25 protein-coding genes are annotated in these 26940 nt (G+C 33.2%); 8 read left to right on the plus strand and 17 right to left on the minus strand.

Translation table 11 applies throughout. The features are described 5' to 3' along the window. Positions 1 to 4: 4 nt before the first annotated feature. Together AC3ITQ_RS15250 and AC3ITQ_RS15255 are read left to right on the plus strand one after the other, a co-directional pair. A complete protein-coding gene (locus tag AC3ITQ_RS15250) occupies positions 5 to 367 on the plus strand; it encodes a BlaI/MecI/CopY family transcriptional regulator (protein ID WP_026983956.1) in 363 nt (120 codons plus the stop codon). Then, a complete protein-coding gene (locus tag AC3ITQ_RS15255; protein ID WP_489235025.1) occupies positions 364 to 2376 on the plus strand; it encodes a M56 family metallopeptidase in 2013 nt (670 codons plus the stop codon). The genes AC3ITQ_RS15250 and AC3ITQ_RS15255 overlap by 4 nt, the downstream gene beginning before the upstream one ends. A 71-nt stretch (positions 2377 to 2447) precedes the next feature. Here AC3ITQ_RS15255 and AC3ITQ_RS15260 read toward each other — a convergent pair whose 3' ends face one another. From AC3ITQ_RS15260 to AC3ITQ_RS15315, 12 genes are all read right to left on the minus strand, one after another. After that, positions 2448 to 3368: a phytanoyl-CoA dioxygenase family protein gene (locus AC3ITQ_RS15260; RefSeq protein WP_489235026.1), complete on the minus strand. Its 921-nt coding sequence runs from the start codon at positions 3366 to 3368 to the stop codon at positions 2448 to 2450. A gap of 177 nt (positions 3369 to 3545) precedes the next feature. Then, positions 3546 to 5087 (minus strand): hypothetical protein, encoded by a 1542-nt coding sequence (locus AC3ITQ_RS15265; RefSeq protein WP_489235027.1) that lies wholly within the window; start codon positions 5085 to 5087, stop codon positions 3546 to 3548. A gap of 434 nt (positions 5088 to 5521) precedes the next feature. Further along, positions 5522 to 6259: a hypothetical protein gene (locus tag AC3ITQ_RS15270; RefSeq protein ID WP_489235028.1), complete on the minus strand. Its 738-nt coding sequence runs from the start codon at positions 6257 to 6259 to the stop codon at positions 5522 to 5524. A gap of 159 nt (positions 6260 to 6418) precedes the next feature. Next, entirely contained in the window at positions 6419 to 6958 is a 540-nt protein-coding gene (gene ilvN, locus AC3ITQ_RS15275) for an acetolactate synthase small subunit (RefSeq protein ID WP_489235029.1), read from the minus strand. Between the two features lie 410 nt (positions 6959 to 7368). Continuing rightward, entirely contained in the window at positions 7369 to 7911 is a 543-nt protein-coding gene (locus AC3ITQ_RS15280) for a YceI family protein (RefSeq protein ID WP_489235030.1), read from the minus strand. A 13-nt stretch (positions 7912 to 7924) separates the two neighbouring features. Next, positions 7925 to 8275, minus strand: a complete 351-nt coding sequence (locus AC3ITQ_RS15285; protein ID WP_489235031.1) for a cytochrome c — start codon at positions 8273 to 8275, stop codon at positions 7925 to 7927. Positions 8276 to 8286: 11 nt separating this feature from the next. Then, the gene (locus AC3ITQ_RS15290; RefSeq protein ID WP_489235032.1) at positions 8287 to 9132 is read right to left on the minus strand and encodes a DUF5777 family beta-barrel protein; all 846 of its coding nucleotides are present in this window, start codon (positions 9130 to 9132) and stop codon (positions 8287 to 8289) included. Between the two features lie 2 nt (positions 9133 to 9134). Beyond that, a complete protein-coding gene (locus AC3ITQ_RS15295; RefSeq protein ID WP_489235033.1) occupies positions 9135 to 9530 on the minus strand; it encodes an OB-fold protein in 396 nt (131 codons plus the stop codon). A gap of 140 nt (positions 9531 to 9670) precedes the next feature. Further along, on the minus strand, positions 9671 to 10576 hold the full coding sequence (locus AC3ITQ_RS15300; protein WP_489235034.1) for a COG4315 family predicted lipoprotein: 906 nt from the start codon (positions 10574 to 10576) through the stop codon (positions 9671 to 9673). A gap of 331 nt (positions 10577 to 10907) precedes the next feature. Then, positions 10908 to 13415, minus strand: a complete 2508-nt coding sequence (locus AC3ITQ_RS15305; RefSeq protein WP_489235035.1) for a carboxypeptidase-like regulatory domain-containing protein — start codon at positions 13413 to 13415, stop codon at positions 10908 to 10910. Between the two features lie 27 nt (positions 13416 to 13442). Next, positions 13443 to 14342, minus strand: coding sequence for a FecR family protein (locus AC3ITQ_RS15310; protein ID WP_489235036.1), 900 nt, complete (start codon positions 14340 to 14342; stop codon positions 13443 to 13445). Between the two features lie 49 nt (positions 14343 to 14391). Then, a complete protein-coding gene (locus AC3ITQ_RS15315) occupies positions 14392 to 14907 on the minus strand; it encodes an RNA polymerase sigma factor (RefSeq protein ID WP_375032884.1) in 516 nt (171 codons plus the stop codon). Positions 14908 to 15107: 200 nt separating this feature from the next. Between AC3ITQ_RS15315 and AC3ITQ_RS15320 the strand changes: the two genes are divergently transcribed. The 6 genes from AC3ITQ_RS15320 (at position 15108) to AC3ITQ_RS15345 (ending at position 20847) form a co-directional block, all read left to right on the plus strand. Then, entirely contained in the window at positions 15108 to 16127 is a 1020-nt protein-coding gene (locus tag AC3ITQ_RS15320) for a hypothetical protein (protein WP_489235037.1), read from the plus strand. Positions 16128 to 16305: 178 nt separating this feature from the next. Continuing rightward, positions 16306 to 16890: a TetR/AcrR family transcriptional regulator gene (locus AC3ITQ_RS15325; RefSeq protein ID WP_489235038.1), complete on the plus strand. Its 585-nt coding sequence runs from the start codon at positions 16306 to 16308 to the stop codon at positions 16888 to 16890. A gap of 59 nt (positions 16891 to 16949) precedes the next feature. Then, complete coding sequence (locus AC3ITQ_RS15330; RefSeq protein ID WP_489235039.1) at positions 16950 to 18002, plus strand: aldo/keto reductase; 1053 nt, start codon at positions 16950 to 16952, stop codon at positions 18000 to 18002. A 226-nt stretch (positions 18003 to 18228) separates the two neighbouring features. Beyond that, positions 18229 to 18870 carry an NAD(P)H-binding protein gene (locus tag AC3ITQ_RS15335; protein ID WP_489235040.1) on the plus strand — a complete coding sequence of 214 codons (642 nt, stop codon included), beginning with the start codon at positions 18229 to 18231 and terminating at the stop codon, positions 18868 to 18870. A 340-nt stretch (positions 18871 to 19210) separates the two neighbouring features. Then, a complete protein-coding gene (locus tag AC3ITQ_RS15340; protein WP_489235041.1) occupies positions 19211 to 19981 on the plus strand; it encodes an alpha/beta hydrolase in 771 nt (256 codons plus the stop codon). 47 nt (positions 19982 to 20028) lie between these two features. Continuing rightward, positions 20029 to 20847: an alpha/beta fold hydrolase gene (locus AC3ITQ_RS15345; RefSeq protein ID WP_489235042.1), complete on the plus strand. Its 819-nt coding sequence runs from the start codon at positions 20029 to 20031 to the stop codon at positions 20845 to 20847. Between the two features lie 84 nt (positions 20848 to 20931). On the opposite strand, the gene AC3ITQ_RS15350 is transcribed toward AC3ITQ_RS15345, so the two are convergent. From AC3ITQ_RS15350 to AC3ITQ_RS15370, 5 genes are all read right to left on the minus strand, one after another. Beyond that, the gene (locus tag AC3ITQ_RS15350) at positions 20932 to 21474 is read right to left on the minus strand and encodes an isochorismatase family protein (RefSeq protein ID WP_489235043.1); all 543 of its coding nucleotides are present in this window, start codon (positions 21472 to 21474) and stop codon (positions 20932 to 20934) included. A 48-nt stretch (positions 21475 to 21522) separates the two neighbouring features. Then, entirely contained in the window at positions 21523 to 23097 is a 1575-nt protein-coding gene (locus AC3ITQ_RS15355) for a Na+/H+ antiporter (RefSeq protein WP_489235044.1), read from the minus strand. A 183-nt stretch (positions 23098 to 23280) separates the two neighbouring features. Further along, the gene (locus AC3ITQ_RS15360; RefSeq protein ID WP_489235045.1) at positions 23281 to 24612 is read right to left on the minus strand and encodes a sensor histidine kinase; all 1332 of its coding nucleotides are present in this window, start codon (positions 24610 to 24612) and stop codon (positions 23281 to 23283) included. Between the two features lie 33 nt (positions 24613 to 24645). Then, positions 24646 to 25086, minus strand: coding sequence for a response regulator (locus AC3ITQ_RS15365; protein WP_375032874.1), 441 nt, complete (start codon positions 25084 to 25086; stop codon positions 24646 to 24648). An 11-nt stretch (positions 25087 to 25097) separates the two neighbouring features. Beyond that, positions 25098 to 26924: a PAS domain-containing sensor histidine kinase gene (locus AC3ITQ_RS15370; protein WP_489235046.1), complete on the minus strand. Its 1827-nt coding sequence runs from the start codon at positions 26922 to 26924 to the stop codon at positions 25098 to 25100. Positions 26925 to 26940: the final 16 nt, after the last annotated feature.

A 26940-nucleotide genomic window follows, 5' to 3' on the forward strand; every position in this document is an offset into this window, starting at 1 on the left:
AACCATGATAAAACTAGCGAAACGAGAAGAACAGATCATGCAGGTGTTTTGGGATTTGAACAAAGCCTTCATACGAGATATTATTCCATTGTTACCAGATCCGAAACCGCATTATAATAGTGTGGCGACAATAGTGAAGATATTAGAAGAAAAAGGTTTTTTGAATCATGAAACGGCTGGAAATATGCATTGTTTTTTTCCTGTGATTAGTAGAGAAGAATACCAACAATTTGCGTTGAAGGATATTGTTAGTCAGTATTTTGATAATTCTTATCCGCGAATGCTGGCGTTTTTTGCCAAAGAGCAAAAACTTACCGAAACAGAATTAGATGAAATTGTGCACCTTATTAAAAAAGAAAAGATATGATACCTTATATTTTATACTCAGCGCTTATTCTTACTGCCTGTTTGGTATTTTACAAACTGCTTTTGCAAAAAGAAACGTTCTTTCATTTAAACCGGTTTGTATTGCTTTCCTGTATGGCATTGGCTTTTATTTTGCCTTTAATCCCGATTCCTCAGCAATTATCGTTTAGAAAAATTGCAGTAGAAAAACCTGTTATAATAGCAAAAACTTTGGTTAATGCCAATATAACTCCAGCAGTAAAAGAAGAGCCTGTACAGCCAACTCTTATTGAAGAAACTCAACAAGGAATCAATGTTGAATCAGTTACTCAGGTGTTGATTTATTTGTATTGGTTTGGCGTGATTGTCTTTGCGCTTAACTTTTTGATGCAGGCCATTATACTGCTTTACAGAGCCTATTCAACATCAGTTATTCAGGATGGAAAATTTCGTATTGTCGAAATAACAGGTGATAAAGCACCTTGTTCTTTTGCTAATAATATTTTTATCAATCCGGAGAAATATGAATGGGAAACCTACAATCAGATTTTACTGCACGAAAAAATTCACATTGAGCAAAAACATACTATTGATCTTTTGCTAGCTGAGATCGTTCTTATTTTTCAATGGTTCAATCCTTTCGCATGGCAATGGAGAAAAACGTTAGAAATCAATCTTGAATTCCTGACAGATGATCAAATGCTGCAGCAAGATGTGGTTGAAAAAGAAAGTTACCAGTTTAGTCTGCTAAAAGTAGCGGCACCCCAATTTCCTTTGAGTCTTACAACTAACTATAATCAATCATTATTAAAAAAACGAATCATCATGATGAACTCAAAAAAATCAAACGTGCACACCACCTGGAAATATTTTTTCCTGGTGCCAATTATGGTGCTGTTTGCCTGCCTTTTTAATCAACCGGCAGCGCAAAGTCAAAATCTAGCCTCTAAAGAGAAACAAGAAAAACAGTCAAACAATCAGGGCGGAATGGAAACCGAAGGAAGTTGGTTTGCTACAATCAAAGGTAATACCGTAAGTGTTCAATTTAAAAGCGATGAGAATAACAATTCTAACAGTACTTTTCAACTGAATGAGTTTAAAGATCTTCCGAAAGACAAACAAGGTACTTTTACATTAACTCGTGAAGCTGGAATAATGACTTTTACTGGTAAATTTGAAGGTAATAATGGAATGGGAACCTATAAATTTACAGCAAACAAAGATTATCGTACAGCAATGAGCAAAGAAGGAATTGATCTTGAAGACGATGAAGATTTTATGGTTTTCTTTATGATCAATATCAGAAAGTCTTATGTACAAATGCTTAAGAAAAACGGGTACAACAATCTGGATAAGGATGAAGTGATTCCTCTTGCGGCATTAGAGGTAAACGAAGGGTATATTACTTCAATTAAACAAGCAATTCCGGATATTGATTTAGACGATTTGGTTCCTTTTAAATCATTAGGAATAGACAAGGCTTATATTGAAGAAATTCGTAAATCAGGTTACAAAGATCTAAGTGCTGGTAACATTATTGCATTAAAATCTCAGGGAATTGATGCAAAATATATTAAGGATTTCAAAAGCTCTACAAATTCGAAAAAGAATAACAAAGAGGCAGATGACGAAGAAGATAAAGAGGACGACGTTATTGCATTTAAATCATTGGGCATTGATCAGGCCTTTATTGATTCCTATAAAAAAATAGGCTATAAAGATCTTTCAAATGATGATTTAATGGCTTTGAAATCATTAAATGTAACACCGGAATATATAAATAGTTTTGAAAAAGCAGGTTATAAAAACATTACAACAGATGATTTATTTGCTTTGAAGTCACTGAATGTAACTCCTGAATTAATACTGCAATACAAAGATCTTGGTTTTAACAATCTGAATCTTGAAGATGTAGTGGGAGCAAAAGCAGTTGGTGCAACGCCTTCTTTTGTTAAATCGATGAAAGGAAAGGGGCATGATTTTAAAAGCTTAGATAAATACATTTCATTAAAAGCTGTTTTAGGAAACTAAACATAAAAAATACATCAAGTTGTAAGACAAGACAAGGCCCAAACCGAAAGGAATGGGCTTTTTTTTATGATTTAAAGCCACTCTTCTGCAGCATTATAATCATCTGGTAAATAGGTCAGGTATTGAACCATTCTTGGGTTTTCACCTTTGTTTGCTGTTGCGCAATGTGGCAGCGCATTATTCCATATTATAAAATCACCTGCATTACCAATTATAGGTTTAGCTTCTAATGTTTTAATGGCTTTTTCTCTTGGGTTTTCGTTTGGTTTAAGGGCATCGAGCCAATGCTTTATTTTATTGTGAAATCCCGGAACACAGTGAAAAGCACCATCATTAACGCCACAATCAGTCAGATAAAGTAAGCCTTGAAGACCAAATGGAATGGGCTGTTTTAAACTAGTGTCCCAATGAAGCGGACTTCCCATAAAAATAAAATTTTCAGTCTCAGGCGGATTAAAACTTACTTTGTCAATGGTTTTATAAATTTTATCTGTATTATAAAGTTGCTCGTATGTTTTTTTTATCCTCGTAGAAAATCTGTTTTTATTTAAGCTTTCATGATCCGAAAAATTAAGCATTAAACCTTTTTGATCTTGATGTCTTTTATACCAGGTCTCTTTTTTGCGGGGATCCATTTCCAGAAAATCCCATATGGCTTGTTGTGTCGCTTCGCAATCTTTTTTTGAAATAGCATTTTTTACAATGACATAACCGTTTTTATCCCAAAATTGAAGATCTTCTTCTGAGAGAACGTTTTTAATGAAATTTTCAGCTGCTGTATTTTCGTTTTTTGTCCGATTATTGATCCAGTTTTTGAAAGTATCAAAATCAGGATTTTCAAAGTATAAAAACTGCAAAGTATCTTCCATGCTAATCCCCAGATGATACAGGGATTTAATCTCATCGTTCCAGGTTTGTGTATTATCCGAAGCTGGAAATTCGGAAGGGTACAGTGCACGTTTCCAGAGTTTTTCAAGGAAGGTTAATTGCATAATGTCTAGATATTAGTTTAAAAGAGCTATAAAATTAGCGATCTTTTACTAATGCATTATAAGTAGATATACCTGATATTAAGGTTTATATGTTTGTCTTTTGAAGTCCTTTAGCTATATATTAAAAAAAATCCACATCATAATTTGATGTGGATTTCACTATTTTTACTCTATAAATTAATTATCAGAGAAATTTCCAATTTGCTGTAAATGGCGTTCTGTTTGGTATTTATTGAAGTTATTCCATTTTGGCGGAGAACTTGTTTTTTGTCCGTACATTGCATCCAGACAAACATTGTTGTCTTTGTATTTATCATGTAAAACAGCCAGAATTTTAAAGAAAAATTCGTCTAACAATGTGATTGTTTCAAATTCAGATTTTAAAGTATTATAATTTTCATCTAAAGGATTTAATAGCTGAAGTAAAGTTAAAACTTCGTTCTTTTCTTCTTCATTAATTTCAGTTGCATAACCCATTTTCAAGGTTTTGAAAACAAGATTATTCCACGCTTTACTGTCATGACCCCACTGAACATCAGGAAGGTTTAAAGAATGCTCACAAATTAAAATAATTGAGAAAAGTACATCATTTAAATATTCTGCCGGAAACTCATCAAAACTTCTGAATTCGAAACCGCTTTGGTACATTTTTTCCTGATTAAAATCAAGCCCCACTTCTGAAAGCATTTCATATTCCATTTCAGTTTCAATCTGATCGCGCCACCAGATGTTTTCTTCTTTTTCGAATTTCAGTAGTTTTCTAAAATTGTCTACGTTGTAGGTTAAAATTTTACCTTTTGGCATTGCTTTGTTATAGGTTCCAACGCCTATGTAACGAGACATTGCATTTCGCATAGAACCCAAAGTAAACTTTTTATCCAGACTGTATTTGTCACTTATCACGCCCATAATATCAGGACTTCCAAGAGTCGCTATGAAAAAAGGCTCAAACCATTGCAATAAATAAATCGCATTGGCGTGTGTTTTTTCAAACTCATTGTAATCAACAATTCGGCTGTCTTCGGTCAATGAAGGTAATGTAATATGAAAATGATACGTTCCGTTATTAAACAAAACCAGGTTTTCCTGATTGGTCATGAACATATTAAGTCCGTTGTTGTAATCCGGAAAGTTTAATTTTCCGTTTAAAACAGAGGATTCATTGATTTTATCTAAGAATAACTTTTTTGTTGCTTTTAGTTCTTTGCAGGACTCAGCAATTGTTCTGTTTTCAAAATATTTGGTTACAAATTCGATAGAATCGCCATCAAAATGTACAGACCCCATTGTTTTGTTTCTTTGGGTAATCATACTTTGAATATTATATGGCTGATCTTCAAGGAAAAGTTCCATGATCGATTTTCCAAGATATTCAGGATTTTCAATAGGCTGTGCGCTTACTTCACCAGTTGCGGTATCCATTAATGGTTTTACTGGTGATAATGTTTTATGCTGATAGTTGATATCCAGTTTTTCAAGTGAATGACTGTTCATCATTCTACTTACTTTATAGTTTTCATTTACGCAAAAAGCTTTTTTCAAAACAGGAGCTAAACTTTCCGGTTTGTAGCATTTTCTATAGTCGATACTGTATTTCTCAAAACCAATTTTTTCTTGTATAAACTCACCAGAAACTATTAAGGATTCTTCAAATTGCATATAGGTTTCGTTTTCTAATCCAATTCCCCAATAATATTTTTTTGTCTGATTGTCTTTCATTTATACTAATTTTCTTTTTATAGTTGATAATACTTTTAAAGTTGTTTTTATTTAGAAATACAAATCTATTTTGATCAAAACCGGCGACAAAAAATCTTTAACGGATTGCATAAATTGTTGCTTCCACTAAAAAAGTTTTACTCGACTTTTAGAATTTTAGAAATGTATGTTAGTTTTAGGAATTTTGCACTTGTATCAACTGAATAACCGATAAAAAAGTAAGATTTTATAAAGGGGCTTATAAAACCGTAATGATCATTAATTACTTTTATATCAATAATTTAAGCAGATGAATAGCCTAATTGTACTTTTTAGCTATTCCTGTTTTTTCCAAGTTGCAAAAGTAGTTTTTTATTATGTTATTTCCAAGTGGTTAACACGCTGAAAATCAATTATTTTTTTGAATGTTTGAGTAGGAGGTTTGTAGGCTTAATTTATTCATGATAGTAAAACACAAAAGAGGAATATAATTCATCATTCCACCAGTCTTTTCTTACTTCCGAAAAATAATTATAATTTAGTTTTCCAGCCTGTGATTGTAATGGATAAATGACAACACCATTCTCACGATAGGCTTTATGCACTTCTGTCTCCGGCACGACTGGAACAATATGTCCTGAAAGTCCTTTTTCTCTTCTTTTGGCGCAAATTATTCCAATACCGCCATTTTCATTTACTTTCTTTTGAATTTCATCTGCAGTATACATTTTCTGCCAGCCAAAATTAGGTCCCCATTCAGAAAACCAATCGGTTATAGCACTGGAATAAATTCTGTCTACGGTTTGCTCGAAAATAGCTTCGATTTCTTGTCCTTGTACTATTTTTTCAAGAGATTCCTCTGTCCACCAAACTGTAGGAAGATATACTTTGGAGAAATAACAATAATCGTAAGAATAGACATTGCAATAGGTATCTTCTACAGTTCGCTGATATCTAATGCTATTTTCTACATCAAGTTTCGAAATAAGTCGGGAAATACTTTCTTTTTTACTGGCAACGCTCGTTAAATCTCTGTAAGGAATAGTGGAATCGCTAAGCGGTGTTTCCTTCATTTCCATAGAATCTAAGCGAGATTCCGGATGGGGTAATAAATCGGCTTTTTTTATTTGAGGGTATGTAGTTGGAGTATTTTCCAGAGGTAACGATGTTACCGTTTCTATATGTTTTTCCATTTTGACTTCTAAAAATTAATTGACTCAACAGCATAAAAATTGAATAATCACACCGTTTTCTGTCAGCTAAAAAAGTAAATATAACAATTTAAACTTTCTGAGGAATTTTGACAGCAGAAAATAGTAGAAAAATAACAGATTTTAAGTTTTTTCAAGGCGTTATACAAAAAAATCCTCTCTCTGCATTTCCATATCTGACAATTCCTTTGCAAAACCTTCACTGTTTTTTATCAGCGCAATTCTGGGACTTTTTACAAACTCAATAAGACTAAAATTAGACAATTTGATAACTAATTCATTGATTTCGTTTTCTTTTCCGGTGGCCTGAAAAACAGTATAATCCCTTTCGATGGAAACTGCTGTGATATCATATTTTTTTAGGAAATGAATTAGACTATCCTCATATATAGTGGCTGTTGGCACTTTAAAAAGAGTAATCTGTTTCCAGATAATTTCTTCATTAGTATTGCAATAACATTTATACACTTCAATGATTTTTTCGATTTGAGGTACTAAGTTTCGAACTACTTCGGAAGTTTCTGTTACTACAATTGTATAGCGGGATATGTGATCAACTTCACAAGAAGAAAAGTTGAAGCTTTCTATTTTAATTTTTTTTCTTGAAAAGATTAAAGTGATTTTTTGAAACAATTGTATTTGATCTTCGGCATAAATTGTAAAAGTGTATGGATTTTTCATGGCTATTTCTTGTGAGTATTAATTAATTGTTAGGTTTAATTTTTTTCAAAAAAAAAACCTTTCTCGTTTTGACAGAGAAAGGTTTTTATTATGCAATAGAATCCTGACTCGTCATGTGAGACGAATAATAATAATTGCGATAATACTATTTGTTGTTACGTTTTTCATAATGGTTTAAAATCAAAAAGACCTCCTGATTAAGGGAGGTCTTTTTAAATTATATCTTCAAATATATTTATATAATACCTCGCTGTAGACATTTAATAATGGCTACACTAATAATAATAGAGATGTTACTATTGTTTTTCATTTTCTTTTTATGAGAGGCAAATATATTGATTTTTAGTCAACTTTAACAACACTACCTTGAAAACAAAAAAGAGAATAGATTTCATTTTTTGATATGTCTTCTATTTTGTTAGCAGTAAATTGAAAGTAATCTTTACTTTGTCAGCCACTTTTTTGCTAACCAACTTAGGGATTTCAATGTCAAAGTCTTCTGGTTTTACGTCAAAATTTCCTGTTACAGTAATCTTATCACCGGATTTTGAAATTTTAGCATTTGTTGTTACTTTTTTTGTTTTCCCGTGCAGGGTTAAATCTCCGGAAATTTTAAATATACCAGAGGCTGATGAAAGTTTTGCTGCATCAAAATCTTCTACTTTTCCTTTAAATGTTGCTTTAGGAAATTTGTCCGATTCGATATAATTTTCATTAAAGTGTTCTTCCATTAAGGCAATTTTAAATCGAAATCCTTTTACGAGAGTCAGAACAGCAATTTCTCCCGTTGTTGCGTCTAAAATGGCAGATGTATTTTTGTTTTCTGCCGCAATCTCTTCGAAAGATTCAACTGAAGCTTCAAATTTTAAGCTTCCGGTTTTTGTCATATATTTTTGAGCCGAAACATTTACTATTCCAACAAACAAAAGTAGGAGCACAATTAGTTTTTTCATTTTTACTGTTGATTTAATTTTCCAATAATCCATCTGTATTCCATTTCAGGATGGTGTTTATTTTATCCTGTGGCATTCTTCCTGCTTTTGGCATCTGTCCGGACATTCCGTTTTGTCGCTGAATTCTATCTAATAAGTCACTATTAAGTATACCGTCTTTAACCTGATCATAAGTTTCTAAAGGTCTGATTCCTGAACCTGAAGCGTGGCAGCCAATGCAATTTTGATCAATAATAGATTTGACATTTGCTGTGTAAGTAACTTTATCAACAATAACAGCTGGTTCTTGCAGGCTTTCATAAGTAGTAGATTCACAACTGTATAGGGACAGTATTATGCCAGATAAATAAATATATTTTTTCATATTTTATACTTTTAAAAAACTCTATATAAATTAAACCCAAAGAAAAAATCGCCTTTTCCCCAATCGCCGGAAGCAGTTGTTAAGTAACCACTTTCAGTCATTGATTGCGAGTTTGTAAAAAGCAATTGAAAAACGTGACCTCCGGTTTCTATGTCAAGTCCTACAGATAAGGGGTTGTTGTAAAAGTCTGGTTTGTTAAAATTTTGACCGTATTCTAAATTAAGAGAAAGTCTTTTAGTTAATTTTAATCGCCCACCAGCTCCTAAAGTGAATTGGTTATCGTTTTCTATGTCAGTATTGTATAAGTTTTTATGGATGAAGGAAGGAACCAATTCCAGTGATATTCTATCAGAGAATTTTCTTGAAATCAGAAGCTGATTGATATAACTCAAACGGTCAGAGAATTCAATTTTGGGATAATCTTCTTCTTTTAATCCGCTATTAAAATCGATAGTACTGTAACCAACAATATCAAATGGGAAGGTTTCAGTTTGTCTTACTAGTCTAAATTTGGCTGATGCTTCATTCATTTTTAGCAAAGTATGATGCGATGCACTAACGGAAAGCCAATCGGTTACACCATAGATTCCGCCAATTTTTGTCGTGGCGTCATCAAAACCAAAAAACTCCGAAATACCTCCTTTTACAGACCCAAATCGATGCGATATTACCATATAGAATTCTTTCTTGGCAGCTAGTTTTGTAGATTGTAAGGTTATAATCTGCAAGGCTTTAAAGGTAGCTGTGACACTTTTGTCAACGACCTGAGTGGAATCAAGGTCAGAAAGAAGATCATCTTGAGCGTTACTGTAAAAACTGATTAGAAAGCTGGCTATTAGGAATATTTTTTTTTTCATATTTACTGTTGTTGAATACTGCATTGATCAAATTTTACTAGTTCGAACAAATCATCATAACCAATACATCTTCCTTTTATATTGATTTGTTTGTTTATCAAAGTCTTTTTTACTTCTCCGTTCATCTTGCAAAAAACTTTTTTGTCTACAACCATAGTAGAATCCGTAACTTCTGAAACGATTCCTTGAACTTCAATTGTTTTATTTAAGTATTTAGCGTCGGCCTGAGATGGATTTGCAGCATATTCTTTTTCTAGATTTTGGGCACTAATGGTAAGTACTGATTTTTCATTATTGATGTCTCTGGCATCTTTATATAAAACATTTTGATAGATATAGTAAGGGCCAAAACTTATCACTAATAAGAATATCAGAATCTTTATTCTCGTTTTAGTCATGTTAATTTTAGGATTTTAAATTATACTACAGTAGGGCAGTTTTTCTTCCTTTTATTATTTCAAATTAGTCCAATAGAAATTGAACTAATTTGAAATAGATTTAAAAGGGATTACATGAATTTCTACTAATGGTTAGCAGTTTATATCGCAAGAGGTATGTCTTTTACCGGTACAGGCCAAACTCCCGGGCTAGGGAAACTAATTCCTTTATTTGCGCCCCTTATTTTTGCATCTTGCCCAAAATAATATAAAGGCCAGCCATTGTAGACTAATTGAGATTTGCCAAATACTGTAATAACACTAAATTTAGATTTGTCAAGAATAGAAGGAACAACAATTTTATCTGTTTCATATATTGGCCAAATAGCATTGTTTGAAAAATCTGCTGCTGTAAAATTGTTTACTTTGTAATTGTCATTTACGAAAGTATATAATGTCAAACCTTTTGCATCTGTAAAATAGGTAGTTAAGCCATCTCCAACAGTGTAATCTGATTTGTAATTTTTACCATCATGGCCTACTAGCTGGCTTCTTACGATCATAATAGAATAATCTGGTTTCGCAATAAACCAAATACCACCAACTCCATCTCCGGTCGTTTGGCCTGGATCTTCTATTTTATTAGTACCAGCATTACCATATGGGTCACTTCCAGAAACCGGCGCATAGTAGTACAAAGGCCATCCTTTATAGGTTAACTGTTTTTTAGAAGACGCTGTAGTAATAGTTCCAAAATCTGAAAATGTTAAACCGGCACCTAGCTTATCAGCCGTTAAATTATCTACATAAAAAGGAGGCCATAATGCCTCGCATCCTCCTGTACAAGAGGATTGTCCTTTTGCATCTGTTGAGAAGAAATACAAAGATCTTCCACTTTTGTCTGTCAGATAAGATCCTAATGTTGCGCTTGTAGAAAGTTTAACTTCTGTTTTTACTTCTGGCGGTGTAGGAGTAGTATCATCACTACCGTTATCGCTGCTACAGCTAAGAAAGAAAGTAGTTACTACAAGGGCAATTAAAGCTAATTTAAGTTGTTGTAATTTCATGGTTTTTGTAATTAAGTTACTATTGAAAGGAAAAATTATACTTTGACTGATTCTGTAAAGTATTGTTATCATTATACTTATATATCGAGTATTTGTGCCTTCTTTTAATGGCATTTCGTTCGATGATTTAATTGATTAGGTTACGAACTGTCATTAAAAAGATCGCGATGATCGGTTAGTATTAATTTTTTTAAAGAAGTCATGTTTTTTCTTTTGATAGGATTCAATAGTAAAACAGCCTTGATGTAGATTACCCTACCAAAGAATTGATGTTTTTATAAAAAAAATAAAAAAGGGACAAGTATCTTTTATAAATCTTGTAGAAAATGGTTTACAGAGAAACCCTAAAACTCAGATTAGGAGTTCTTTGCAGTGCGAATGTTTCAACTTCTTCTATAGAATTTGTTAAAGTACTTATTCTATAATATTCGCTAATTTCATTTTTTCGATTTAGGATATTTAAAATGGAGATTCCTAATTTGTACTGAATTCCATTTGCTGTTTCCCATTTGTAAGTAGAGGAAATATTAACCTGCGAAAAAATATGCAGATTGGTATTGTTGGGTCTATTGTAAACCAATACGGGAGCTGAAGGATCAATTTGAGAAAGGTCAGGAGAAGTTTTTGGCCTTCCGGAAGACCATTTTGTTCCCAAAGCAATTTTAAAATTGTTTTTCTCGTAAATTCCTGCCCAGGATACGGTATGCATTAATTCAAAATTGTTGGGGAAACTTGGATATTCATAGTTAGCAAAATGATAGGTATTATGGTTGTAAGTATAACTTAGCCAGGTTAGAAAATGATTCATTTTTTTCTGAATTAACATCTCTGTGCCCCAAACTTCATAATCACCAGACATTCTAACAAACTCTAATTGATTCTGAAAACCCTGGCTTGAAGTGGTAATACCATTTACTTTTTTATAAAAATTCTCGATATCAAGCAGCCAGTTATTCTTTTTATAGAATAAATTTAAAGAAAGCTGTTTACTTTTCTGAATAGGAATTGTCGTGTTATCAGAGATAATCCAGCGTCTTTTTTCGATACCAAAATAGTCTTTCTGCAAATCAATGATTTGTTGTAGATTTTGACTTTTTAGCTCGCCGAGTAATTCTATATTTAAATTTTTATTGATACCATAACTAAGCTGAACTCGTGGTTCTACAATATACTTTCTAAACTTTTCAATATAGTTAATTCGGGTTCCTGCCTTAAAATATAGTCTGGAAAGTGTGTCATTGTATTTTCCTTCTAAAACTATTGCGTGAATTCTTAGTACGTCTTTAACTTTACGATAGAAATCTGGATTAGTTACCTGCTCTAAATTAGTAACTCCCATTTCATTATATTGATAGCCATCGTTAAAACTAAATTTAGAGTTAATCGTATGATTGTTTTCCAGATTTATTCCGTTGTTATTAACCGTATTTTCCTGAATTACTATTTGATCTCCAATACTGGTTTTTTGGTTGGCCAAAAGTTCATAGGAAGAGTTGTAGATATTAATTTTAGTGGTATTGAAGCTGTTCCAGTTTCTTTTCCACGACAGGTTTCCACCATAATTTTGTTGGCGTAAAACATTGTTTTCTGATCTGTTTATGTCATATACAGTAGCACTTTGAAAAACCTTCAGATTATCTTTAATGGTAATTAAATCCAGGATTAGCTGGTCTTTGCTTCCAATTTTTTGGGCATACTTGAGTGTTGCATCATAGAAACCAAATTTTTTATCACTATGATAATTGACATTTTGATTTTTTGAAAAATCAGTTATTGTGGTGTTTTGAAATACTTTATTGAAATACTCTTTATACGTGGGGGTTTCTATAAAATCAGTAATCGATTTGCGTGCTGAAATTTCGATATAACTCTTTTTTGAAAGATTGTACTTTCCATAAATATCAGCATTAATCATATTTATTCCTGCACTAAAAGAATTTTTCTCTGCTGATTCGGGAGTCGAAGAAATCGCCACGACACTCGAAACACTTTCTCCAAAAAAGGCAGAACTTCCATTTTTATAAATGGAAATGGTATGTGCCAAATTAGGGTTAAATACTGATATTAATCCAAAGAAATGTCCTGTTTGAAACATTCGTATTCCGTTCCACAAAAATAAATTCTGATCATGTGTACCGCCGCGTACATTAATGCTAGATACACTTTCGTCGATGCTGTTTACACCTGGTATTTGCTGCATTGTCTGTAAAGCATCTGGTTCTATAAGTCCTGGCAGAATACCAAATTTCTTCGGTTTAATTTCAAATGATCCATCTTTGTTTTTTGAAATTCCTGAAGCCAGAATCGCAGAGGTTTTAATTTCGGCAAGTTTAGTAATTTCAGATTCTAATTCAATTTGAAGGCAGTTTTCGTAGTCAGCTTTATTGACTGCAATTCTTTTAGTTATAAATCCGACATGACTAATTAAAAGGATACCTTCCTCTTCTTTTTTTAATTCAAAATAACCTTTTGAATCACTTGTAATCTGAGTTTTGTCAATTAAACTAATGTTTGCACCTTCAATGGGTTTTTTATCAATACTAGAAAAAATATACCCGCAAATTAGCTGTGGTTTAGTATCTTTTTTATAAATATTAATGAATTTGTTGCCAATATTTTCAAAAGATAAATGGCTGTTTTTTGCGAGATATTGTAGTTTTTGGTCTAAGGAAAGTGATTTTTTTGGAGGAGTTAATTCCAGACCGTTAATATTATCCTCAGTATAATTAAAACTAACCTGATGTTGCTGTTCAATGTCAGTTATGATTTTTTTAAAAGGCATAAGTTTTCCTTTGTCCTGAGCAAAAAGATTCAGGACAAGGAAAAATATAAAAAACAAAAAATGAAATTGTTTGGGGAGCAACATTTATTTTTCGTCAAAAATTATTTTATTTTTCGATACTTTTTTAGCCTTCAAATGATATGTTGTACTAATAATTTGCAAAGTGATATCTAGGTTTTTAGCTGGCAATTTCCCTGTGAACAAGGATGTTGTGTCTTTTGTGTTTAATTCGATTGCAATGTTGTATTGCCTTTCAACTTCGTCTAATAAGCTTCTAATGTTTTCTTTATAAAAGCAAATTTGATTGTCCGTCCACGCTGGTTTAAGTGAACGTGTTGGAATGTTAGTTTGTTTTCCGTTTTCGAAACTAACACTTTGCCCGTGAGTTAATAAGATTTGAGTATTTTCATAATTTACCCTTACACGTCCTTCATAACACACTACATCAAATCTGTTTTTTCTGGCTTTAACGTTAAATTGAGTTCCTAAAACCGATACTTTTCCGAGACTAGTATGTACTTCAAAGCGTCTGCCTTTGGCTACCTTAAAATAAGCTTCTCCTTTTAGTTCGAGATGCCTATTGTTGTCCCAATTCCATTTTTTATAATTTATTTCAGAGCCGGAATTTAATACTACTTCAGAATTATCAGGTAGTAAAAAAGTTGTTTTTTCCCCGTAATTTGCTGTTTCGGTTTGAGGTACAAAAAACTTCATTGCAAAAGTAACTCCAAGAAAGAGCAGGAATATAGCGGCTGCTCTAAATATCCATTTTTTGTGTAGCGGAACTACTTTTGGAACCACTTTTTTCTGACTGAGAATACTAGACAACATAGCGTTTTCATCCACATCATCTATTTCTAAATGAGCAGTATAATTTTTTATTTTTTGGTATTTTTCGAAATCAGGACTTGCTTCAAATGCAGCTAATTCATCCGGAGATAAATCATCGTTGAGCCATTTTGCTAATAATCGATCTTTTTTCATTGTACTAGTATTATATATTAAAACAAGTGGAACTAAATTTACCCTACTTTTATAAATCAATTTCTTTACGTAAGCTTAATAAAGCTAAATGAATACGTTTTTCAACTGCCTTGACACTAATGTCTAATTCTAAGGCTATTTGACTGTATTTCTTTCCATCAATTCGATGCATCAAAAAAGCAACACGTTGCTTTTCGTTTAGGTTTTCAATAGCCTTCAAAAGTTTGGCCTGAAATTGTTTTTCTTCGAGAAGGTATTCTGGATTTTCATTTGTTTTGTCCAGACCGGTAAAGTTTTTTTCATATTTCAAAACAACTTTTTGGTGTGCCACTTCGTTCAGACTACTGTTGTTTGCAATGGTATAAATGTATGATTTTGCTTTTTCCAGCGGTACAGAAGAACAGTTTTGCCAAAGTTTGACAAATGCTTCCTGTGCCAAATCTTCTGCCTGATCCATGTTGCCAAATTTGTAGAAAAGAAAATTTCGCAGTGCTTTTATCTGACTTTTAAAAAAAGACGAAAAAATTATTTCGTCACAAGTATTTGATTGGTTTTTATTTAGCATTTGGATTTTCGGTTTGTACGCTGTAAAAGTATTTGTTTTTACTTTAAGTAGGGTAAAAGGAAAACAGATTGTTTTATACAAGTAAGAAATGTTATTTGTTAGCGTAATTCAAAAATAGAAAAAATGAAACCAAAAGCCTTGATGCCGAATTTATTAAAAACCAGTTTCTTAAATTTTATTACATTTGTAAAAATATCAATATGTTCCCTCTGAAAAAATATTTGTCAATAGCAGTTTTCTTGTTCTTACTTTCTTGTCAAAGTGAAATGGATGAGCAAAACAATAATACACAGGGAACAATCACAAATGTTTCTCCTCTAACGAGTTATTTGCAAAGGGTTGCAATGGTGCAAACAGTGCAGGATAATATAATTGACGGCTCGACTTACTGCACTATAAAACTACCTTATACCGTTACGGTTAATAACGAGCAAATTGCTGTTAACACCACAGCAGATTATCAAAAAGTAATAGATAATATCAACGAAAGTACTACCGATGATGATATTGTAAAAATAAGTTTTCCGGTAACGATGGTTTACTATAATTACATCGAAAAAAACATTCCGAATGAAGCTGATTTTAATTCTTTAATCGATTATTGGAATATGTATCCAGATCTTTTATCGAAAATAAATGGATTAAATATTAATTATCCTATTACAATAAATACCTATAACAGTGCAAATCAGGCAGCAGGATCTGTATCGATTACAAGTGATCAGGTTTTTTTTAATTTTATAAAAAGCCTGAACGGCAGTCAATATATTTCATTGCAATATCCAATTTCTATAATGGATTACCATAATCAAACAAAGTCTATTACAAATAATTTAGACTTCGAAAATGCTATAAAATATGCCATTGATTATTGCCCGGAAAATAATCTTGTAACACTTGATTTTACTGCAACTATAACAAATGGTTCCTGGGAAATACCTTATTATTTTGACGATTCAGAAAAAACTTCCTCTTATAACGGCTACTCATTTGTTTTCAAAAGCGACAAATCTGTAGTTGCCAGCAACGGAACTACTTCAGCAACGGGCACTTGGGAAAGTACTGTACAGAATAATGTTAGAGAGTTAAAACTAAATTTCAGTACAGAACTGCTAGGTAAACTAAATAATAGTTGGAAATTGTTTGAGTTTAATAATTCGCAAATAAGATTACGCGATGTAAGTAGTGGCACCAACTATCTTTACTTTGAAAAACAATAATTTCTGAGAGTTAAAAAATTGTCCTTCATCTTATTCTCTATATATCAATATAAAAAAAACAAGTGTAAATAGCTTATAGTTAGTTATATATGGGTTTTGTTAATTTTTTGTTAATGAGTTAATTTTATTTTGTACTAATCGGTACAATATTATATCTTTGACCCATAATTAATTCAAAATGGCTGGAAGACCTAAAATATTTGATGAACAGGAAGTGATTTCAAAAGCCGCTCAGGTCTTTTGGGAGAAAGGATATGAAGCGGCTTCAGCCGAAGAATTGTTAAAAGCCATGGGAATTGGTAAAGGAAGTTTTTACCTTTTTTTTAAAGGAGGCAAAAAAGAACTTTACGAAAAATCACTGCAGCAGTTTGCGACTAATTTACTTTCTAAATTGAGAAAAGAAATAGGAGAGAGTGAAAACCCTTTTGAATATTTAAAGTCGTTTTTTCTTGAACTTTCAGACAGTGCCAATATAGATATGGCGAAAGGATGTTTTATGGGAAATGCTTTGGTTGAAATGGCAACAAAAGATGAATATACCAGAAAAATGGTAGTAAAACTTCTTTTTGAATTGGAAAAAATTTTTGTTGATATCATTCAGACAAGTAAAAAGAGAGGTCTTATCACAACGGATAAAAGTGCTGAACTTATTGGAAGCCATCTGCTGAATTTATGGAACGGAATTAATATCACCAAACGAATGAATATGGATGATGCCTCATTGGCAGCGCTTATAAAATTTAATCTTGAAATGATTGAATAGCTTTTTTTTAACTAATTATGTACCGATTGGTACAAAATAAAAATTTAAACTTTTGCATTATGAAATACAAAATTTTTGGACAGAAAACCGGACTTAGAGTATCGGAACTGGCATTAGGAACAGGAAACTTTGGAACACGTTGGGGGCATGGTTCAGACGAAGAAACTTCGAAAAATATTTTCAATAAATATATTGAAGCGGGAGGTAATTTTATTGATACGGCCGATGGTTACCAATTGGGCCAATCAGAAGAAATCCTTGGAAACCTTATTAAAGAGAAACGCCACGATTTAATACTTTCTTCTAAATTCTCTACTGGAGGATCTACGTTATTGACTACAGGAAACAGCAGAAAGAACATCATTCATTCTGTTGAGCAAAGCTTAAAACGATTAGATACCGATTATTTGGATATTTACTGGGCGCATCTTGCAGACGGACAAACGCCAATTGAAGAGATCATGAGAGCCATGGATGATTTGGTACGTCAGGGGAAAATTTTATACACCGGATTCTCCAATTTTCCTGCGTGGAAGATTGCAAATGCTGCATTGCTGGCCGAGCTTCGAGGATGGGCTCCGGTTGCAGGAATACAAATAGAATACAATTTAATTGAAAGAGGAGCAGATCGCGAATTATTACCTATGGCAGAGTCTTTAGGACTGGGAGCAGCATTTTGGTCACCATTAGCAGGCGGAACGCTGACAGGAAAATACCGTTCTAATCTCCAAAATGAACCATCAAGACAGCAGGCGTGGGGTGGTGCATTACTAAAAGGTGAAACAGGAAACAGAGAAACAGAAATTTTAAATGCGCTTGAAAGTATGGCTAATGAAAAAGAGACTAAAATATTAGACATAGCTTTAGCATGGCTAAGACAAAAACACGACAATAGCGGGTTATCTACTGTGACAATTTTAGGCCCAAGAAATGAACAGCAGCTTGCTGATAATTTGAATTCACTAAAGGTTACACTTACCAGCGAAGAGATTGAAAACCTTAATCAAATAAGCACAATTGATTTAGGATATCCCCATAAAATGATTTCAGAAAGTCAGGCGGGTATATTTGGAGAAAGTACCGGACTTGTAGAAGTAAAACATAAAGTTTAAAAACGCAAAAAAATAAAAGAATTTCTAAGTAGGTTAAAAGAAAAAAATGCTAAACGAAGAGTTTAGCATTTTTTTTTACATTTTTTAGAACGCTATCGAAAGTAGTTAAGTTTTATATCCTTACCTTAAATGAAATTTTGATAACAATGTAAATCGAAACCCAATTGCGGGATGGAATTCGTAGAGAAAATATTAAAAAGTTATAAAGGAATTTTAAAATTATATTATGAAAGCATTAGTTATTGGAGCAACAGGTTCGACAGGAGAATTTTTGGTTGACGAACTTTTAGAAGATGCGGCTTATACCTCAGTTACTATTTTCGTTAGGAGATCTATCGAAAAACAACATCCCAAGTTGACAGAACAAATTATCGATTTTTCTAATATAGCTTCCTATAAAGATTTAATCGTTGGCGACGTGTTTTTTTCTTGTTTAGGAACAACGCTTAAAGCCGCCGGATCAAAGGAAAATCAAACAAAAATAGACTTTGATATTCCCGCAACGTTTGCAAGACTAGCAAGAGAAAACGGAGTTCCGTCTTTTGTTTTGTTATCAGCTTATGGTGCCGCCGCAAAGAGCAAGGTTTTCTATTCCCAGATAAAAGGAAAACTGGAAGATAAAATTGCAGAACTAGGTTTCCCACAATATATTATTTTCAAACCTGGATTGCTGTCAAGAGTTGGCACCGATCGATTTGGTGAGAAAATCATGGATAATGTGCTAAGAGCAGCCAATGCAATAGGGTTGTTTAGAAAATTCAGGCCATTGTCGACTACTATTTTGGCGAAGAAATTGGCAATTGCTCCGAAAGTTTTACCCAATGGAACTTCTATCATTGAGCTGGATCAAATATTCAGTTTCGGATAGTATTTTTAGTTTAAAAAGGTATAATTTCTATCAGTTTTTCCGATAAATAACAGAGCGATTCCATTACTTTTTAAGGAAAAGCTATTTCTTGTTATATATCACAAATGGCATTAAAAATTAGCGAAATGTAGCGAGTAGTAAAAAATATTTTTTATTTAATTGATTGATAATAAGTTATTTGTAATTTAGGTGTAAAGATTGTATTAGTATTTTAGAATTGAAAATTCAGGTAAACAATGTCATTTATTCAAAAAAAGACAGTTGTTGGAATAGTAATTAAAGCTTGAAATTTTAAAATCGTCATTGATAATACATTATTAATCCTTAAATATTAATTCTTATGACAAAATCAAAATCCATAATTCTCATCCACGGAAACTTTGTAAATGACGTTAGCTGGGCAAAGTGGAAAGCGCATTACGAACAAAGAGGATATACGGTTTATACACCTCCTAATCCGGGACATGATGGAAAACCTGCAGCTTTAAGAAATCAGGTACATCCTGCACTTACTAAAACAGGTTTTATAGATGTGGTTGACAACATTTCGAAACTGATCGACAGTCTTCCTGAAAAACCATTAGTTATTGGACATTCAATGGCGGGAATGGCGGCGATGAAATTGTTAGAATTAAATAAAGTGGCTGCAGCTGTAAGTATAGATGGTGCACCGCCAAAAAATGTATTTCCTCCAGTACAAACATTAAAATCAGTTATACCGGCATTTGGCTTTTTTTCTGGTAAAAAGTATTTTATGGGAAGCCGTGAGTGGTATGATAAATGTTTTTTTAATACACTGCCAGAGAGTGAAAGAGCAGATGCTTTTGCAACTTATGCAGTGCCTGAAAGCTTTAAAGTAAGCCGCGAACTAGTACTAAACTCTTTTTCTAATATCGATTTTGGCGCATCACACGAACCGATTCTATTTATAGGAGGAGGTAGTGACAATATTTTCCCTCCCTCTCTTACAACAACATTAGCCAATAAATACAAAGACAAAAAAAGTCGTGTCGATCTGAAGATTTTTGAGGGAAAAAGTCACTTCATCTGTGGAGAAAACGGATGGGAAATAGTGGCCGATTATATTTTGGACTGGTATGAAAAACTATAAAAGTGAATTCAATTTAAAGTGATTAATAACCATTAAAAAAAAGTAAAATGAGTACGATTACAGTTAAAGACGGAACAGAAATTTATTATAAAGATTGGGGAACAGGACAGCCTATTTTCTTTCATCACGGTTGGCCATTATCAGGAGATGATTGGGATGCACAGATGTTATATTTCCTTGATCAGGGATTTAGAGTAATTGCGCATGACAGACGTGGACACGGAAGATCTACACAAACGTATAAAGGAAATGAAATGGATACATACGCAGCTGATGTAGCAGAACTTACAGCATTTTTAGATTTGAAAGATGCCATACATATCGGACATTCAACCGGAGGCGGAGAAGCCATAAGATATGCTGCAAAATACGGAAGCAGAGTGGCAAAAGTAATATTGATTAGTGCCGTAACGCCTTATATGGTATTGAATGATAATAATCCAGACGGAGTTCCAATAGCAGTATTTGATGATATTCGTTTGAATACAGCCACTAACAGACAACAGTTTTACCACGATATTACTTTCCCGTTTTACGGATATAATAGAGAAGGGGCCGATATAAAAAAAGGAATTCAGGATAATTGGTGGCGTCAGGGAATGAATGGAGGAATTAAAGCACATTATGATTGTATAAAAGCATTTTCGGAAACGGATTTTACTGAAGATTTGAAAAGTGTAGACAAACCTGTACTTATACTTCATGGAGAAGACGATCAAATTGTTCCTTATGTGCCAACAGCTTTAAGAGCCGCTAAATTGGTTAAAAACGGAAAATTGATTACTTATCCAGGTTTATGTCACGGAATGCCAACAACAGATGCAGCAACTATTAATGCTGATATTTTAGCTTTTATTAAATCTTAAAAATTAGATTTAAGTAAAAAAAATTGTAGAAAACTAAAACCACGGTATAAAATTCTTCTGAATCTAATACTGCGGTTTTTTATATTATTTAATAAATTTATTAAGTACTTCTTTAAAGAGTGGTGTTTCTGCTTTTTCAAGCCACTCGAAAGCCAGCATATCAGGTGTAATTATTTCGGCACCATTTTTACTCATTCGTTCGATCGCTCTTTCTTTATCATGCGAAATTCGGGTACCAACGGCCGAATCAAGAATAAAAACCTGATAATCCAATTCCAGAAGATCCAGAACAGTTTGCTGTACACAAATGTGCGCTTCAGTTCCTGCAACAATTATTTGTTTTCTTTCTTTTTGGATTTTCTCAATAAGATTTCCCTCGCGAACAGCAGAAAAATACACTTTTGTTACAATATCTTTTTCTTCGAATTTATCTCGTAAAACCGCTGGTGTTGTTCCTATTTTATGAGGACAATGCTCGGTGAGAATATGCGGAATTCCTATTGTTTGTGCTAAATCTACTGCCCATATTACACTTTTTATTACTTCTTCATTTGCGTAAATTTTCGGCAACAATTTTTCCTGAACATCAATAATGAGTAACGTTGAATTTGATGGTAAGATTTTCATATGCTTAAATTTAGCGTTAAACAGGTATTCAATCAAATTAATTAAATTCTAAAGAAAGCGTAATTTTTCTTCTTCAATATCTAAGTAATACATTTGTCTTCTAATTATGGATTCGTCTAAAGTTTGATCTTCCTTGTTTTTATCGATCAGCCATTGTCTTTGTTCGTTTAACAGATCGAGATAAATAACTTTAAGTTCTTCTCCAATAGATTCGTCATCGATTCCGTTGCTGTGAAGTTCCCATTTTTGAATGAGATGCTGTAAGGGTGTATTGTTTTCAACCTCTCCGCTATAATGCGTTTTTAGATAATTTATAGCGTGTTCTGCTAATTCTTTTCGTATTGTATTATAAGCCTCTTCGCGCGGTATGGGATCGTAAATATCTGTAAGATTAATTTTTTTGATGAAGTAGGGCAGCGTTAGGCCCTGAATGACTAAAGTCAGAAGAATTACAATAAAAGTGATAAATAAAATAAGGTTTCGCTGCGGAAAACCATTTCCGTTATTCAAATAAACCGGTATTGATAGTGCTGCGGCTAGAGAAACAACACCACGCATTCCAGTCCAGCCGAGTATAAAAGGTGTTTTTATACCGGGATTTCTTGTATCCGCTACAGTGATGAAATTACGGGCAATCATTGTTACAAGTACAGCTCCATACGAAGAAAGTATTCTACTTACCATTAAAACCAACGTAATTAGCACACCAAACCCAATTGCTGAAGGAAGGCTTACTTCTTCAAGACCTTTGGTAATTTGTGGAAGATCTAGTCCAATTAACATAAAAACGAATCCGTTTAATATGAAACAGAGGCTCTCCCAAACATTTACACCGCGTAAACGAGATTTGCTGGTAAGAAAACGATGTCTGTTATTCGATAAAAGCAAACCTCCACTTACTACAGCCAAAACCCCGGAACAATGTACTTCTTCAGCGGCAAGGTAAATAATGTAAGGTGTAAGAAGCGTCAGGACAATATCTGCATTTGTATCAGTAGGTAAGTACTTGTGTGCTTTCATAAAAAGCCATCCTATTAGTAATCCTATAGAAACTCCACCAATAATCATCCAGCTAAAACTTGTGGCAGCCTTAACGAATATAAACTGCTCTGTTGCGACAGCGATCATAGCAAATCTGAAAATGATTAAGGAAGAGGCATCATTCAATAAACTTTCGCCTTCCAGAATAGAGGAGATTGCTTTTGGTACCTTGACGAATTTTAAAATAGCACCTGCACTAACTGCATCTGGCGGAGATACAATTCCACCCAATACAAACCCTAATGCCAGCGAAAATCCGGGAATAAAATAATTAGCAACAAGTGCTACTGAAAGCGCTGAAAGAAAAACGACAACAAAAGCAAAGCTTGTAATTATTCGTCGCCAACGCCACATTTCCTTCCACGAAACGGTCCAGGCAGCTTCATAAAGTAGAGGAGGAAGGAAAATAAAAAATATGAGCTCAGGTTCGATATTAATTATGGGTACACCCGGAATAAAACTAATGGCCAATCCCGCTAATACAAGCAAAATAGGATAAGCCACTTTTATTTTATTTGCGATCATAATCAGCAATAAAATAACTATTAATATACCAAGATAAAAAGGGAAGTTATCAAGCATTCTTTTAATTTATAAAAGGAAAAATTAATGTTGTATTTAACTACACAGTCTGTTTTTTTTGAAATATTTAAATATACCATTGCAGATATTAGATCAGATTAAAATGTTATTTAATTGATTTTTAATTGATCAGAAAATATTCTTTAGCTAATTTAATTAATTTTAGCAGAACATCTACGGAGACTAATGCATTTCATATTCGCTATGTAAATCACTAGCAATAACTTCTGAAAATTGTTTATCGGTTTTTAAATCTTCCGGGATTTTCTTAAAGTTTTTATCAATTGGTATGTAGATGTTAAATGTAACGCCCTTATTTAGATTCCCATCAGCAATTATAATTCCGTTGTGGTTCTCTACAATCTTCTTTACTATGGCTAAACCAATTCCAGTTCCGGAATAATCCTCAGTGTGATGTAGTCTTTGAAAGATAACGAAGATATTTTGATTGTACTGCGCTTCGAAACCAATTCCGTTATCCTGAAAAGTAAAATTCCAATAATCACAAATTTGTGGACTGTTTGGCAGATTAAGGGCTCTAAATTCTTCATTTTTAAGAATTGAAGAGTGTATTGTAATTTTGAGAGGAACTTCAGGTAAGCAAAACTTTAGAGAGTTGCTTATTAGATTGTAAATAAGCTGTCTAAATTGAAAGGCCATAATATTAACCGGCATCAATTTATTTATTTTAAAAACAGCTTTTTTATGATGGATAGTATCATTAAGTTCTAATTTTACATCATCAATAATGTCTTGTAGATCAGTTGTTTCGTATTGATTGTCGACTGTACTGACCCTGGAAAAATCTAACAAGTCTTCTATGAGTTGTCTCATTCTTGTTGCTGCGACATGTATACGGTTCAAATTGTTTTTTCCGTCTTCGGTCATGGTTTTCATTTCTTTTTCCATCATGATTGAAATGAAAATTTGAATTTTTCGAAGCGGCTCCTGAAGATCATGGCTGGAGATAAAATTGAAGGCAAGCAGCTCTTTATTTGCATTTAGCAATTCAATAGCCCTTTTTTCTTTTTCAGCGTTTTGAAACTCCAGTTCCTGATTTGCTATAAGTAGTGCTGCAGTTTGTATTCTTAGTTTCTGGAGGAGGTCTTCTTTTTCAATTAGTTCTTCAGCTTCTTTAAGGGCACGCGTAATCTTTTGCAGTAAAGACGAAAAATTATTTTTAGAGACATAATCTGTAGCACCTTCTTTTATAAGCATTACTGCATTTTCCTCACCAATAGTACCCGAAATAATTATAAAAGGTATATTGAGTTCCCGGTCTTTAATTATTTTAAAGGCAGAACCCGCATCAAACGCGGGTAGTGAATAATCTGATAATATAATATCCGGACAAAAAGTATCAAGTGATTCTTCAAAAGCTTTTCGGGATTCCACTATTTTTGAGTTAAATGACAATCCAGATTTTGTCAAATGCCTTACTATTAAGTCCGCATCAGCAGTATTATCTTCTAATAACAAAACTTTTATATCTTTTTTAATTTGATAAGGAATCATAGTTTCAGATTAAATAATTGTTCGCTTTTAACTTTAGAGTGCTGGCTGACTGAGTATCATCCAGTACATACCCATATCTTTTATGGCATTAAAAAAATTACTACTGTCTACTGGTTTTACGATATAACTGTTGGCACCCAAACTGTAACATTTAGCTATATCGGGATCCTCTTGAGAAGAAGTCAGGATAACTACCGGAATTGATTTAAATTGAATATCACCTTTAATTTTTTCAAGCACCTGTATTCCGGACATCTTTGGCATCTTTAAATCCAAAAGAAAAAGTTTTGGATGCGATTTTGGATTTCTTTCGGAATAAATTCCTCTACAGTACATAAAATCAAGTGCTTCGGCTCCGTCTTTTACATGTAAAAGTTTGTTTGTAAAACCGCTTTTATTTAAGGCGCGTATCGTTAGTGTAGCATCTTCCATGCTGTCTTCGGCAAATAAAATTTCAATATCGTCGTAATTCATTTTTTTATCTTTTAATGTTTAATATCTGGCAGGCTAAAGTAAAATTTTGCACCTGCATCTAATTTTGATTCTGCCCACACTGTTCCGTAGTGTCGGTTTACTATTTTTTGGACTATTGCAAGTCCGATGCCTGTTCCTGAGAACTCCTCCTGTGAGTGCAGACGCTGGAAGACACCAAATAATTTGTCATAATATTCCATGTCAAAGCCTGCTCCCCAGTCTTTTATGCTATATATGATTTTATCATTTTTGGAAGTTGATGTTATCTTAATTCGGGTTTCTGATTTATATTTTGAATATTTGATTGCATTCGATATCAAATTGATCCATACTTGTTTAATTAGCGATGGATCGCCATTTGCCGGAGCAAGTTCATCGATTTCGAATATGGGTGTGTTTTCGCCTTTTTCAATGGTTAAATCGCTTATAACAGTATTTACAAGTGACTTCATATTTATATCCATAGAGGATACCTGTTTACGTCCTAATTTGCTGAAGGCTAGTAAATCATCGATAAGAACTCCCATTTTATTGGAATTTTTTATGATGCCGTTGAGTACATTTTTTCCATCATCGTCAATGGCATCACTATGATCTTCGATTAGAATTTGTGTATATCCATTAATGGCACGTATTGGTGCCCGAAGATCGTGCGAAACAGAATAAGAAAAGGACTCCAGTTCTTCCTGAGCTTTCTTGAGTTCATCGTTTGCCAGTGTCAATTCTTTAGTACGTTTTTCCTGATAAGCAAGTTCCCGATTGGTAACAATCAATTCGGCTGCACGCTTTTCTTTCTCCACTTTTCTTTTTTGTTTCAGAATATTTTCGGCTGCTAATTTCTTATTGGCAATAATCAACTCCGCGGCACGTTTTTCTTTTTCTTTACTCTGAATGGCAAGTTCTTTATTGGCAATGATTAATTCAGATGCCCTTTGCTCTTTTTGTTCGTTCTGAAACTTTAGCTCTTTGTTGGCAATAACTAGTTCTGCAGCACGTTTTTCTTTCTCTTTATTCTGAAAAGCGAGTTCTTTATTAGCAATGATTAATTCAGATGCCCGTTCCTCTTTTTGTCCGTTCTGAAATTTCAGTTCTTTATTGGCGACAACGAGTTCGGCTGCACGTTTTTCTTTTTCTGCATTTTGAAAAGCAAGCTCCTTGTTTGCAATAACCAATTCAGAGGCTCTTTTTTCCTTCTCTTGTGCCTGAACAGCCAACTGTAAAAATTGTGTTTTTGCAAGCGTAATGTCTGTAGCAATTTTTAAGATCTTATAGGGTTTGCCGTGAATGTCTAGAATAGGTGTGTAACTACCCAAAAGCCATATTAATTTTCCATTTTTCGCAACGCGAATAAATTCGTCTTTTTGATAAATCCCTTTTTTTAAACTGCTCCAAAATAATTTATAAGCATTCGATTTTGAGTAGGAGGGATCAACAAAAACACTATGATGTTTTCCCAATAAATCAATTTCACTATAGCCCATAATGGCAAGAAAAATTTGATTGACACTTAAAATATTGCCTTCGAGATCGAACTCAATTGAAGCATTGGTAGTATTAATGGCGTTGATGTGATTGTTTAATAGCTGCTCTTTTGCCTTTAATAGTTCCTTTAAGATTTGAATTTCTTCCAGCTGTTTTTCATTATTCTGAAGGGCAGATTTTGTAATTAGAGGCTCAATTTCTAAAGTTTTGTTTGTTTTTTGATTATTCGGAGTTGACAGCCCTTTTTTTGATATGCCTGGTGCTGTACTGTTTTGATCGTTTTCTTTTTCATGAAAAGCTTTTTGATCTGGTAAAAGGAGTGTTTCCTTTTTGTCATTTTTTTCTTTGATATTCATATAATACGAAGTTATA

The sequence above is a fragment of the Flavobacterium sp. KH_001 genome (genome assembly GCF_057840745.1).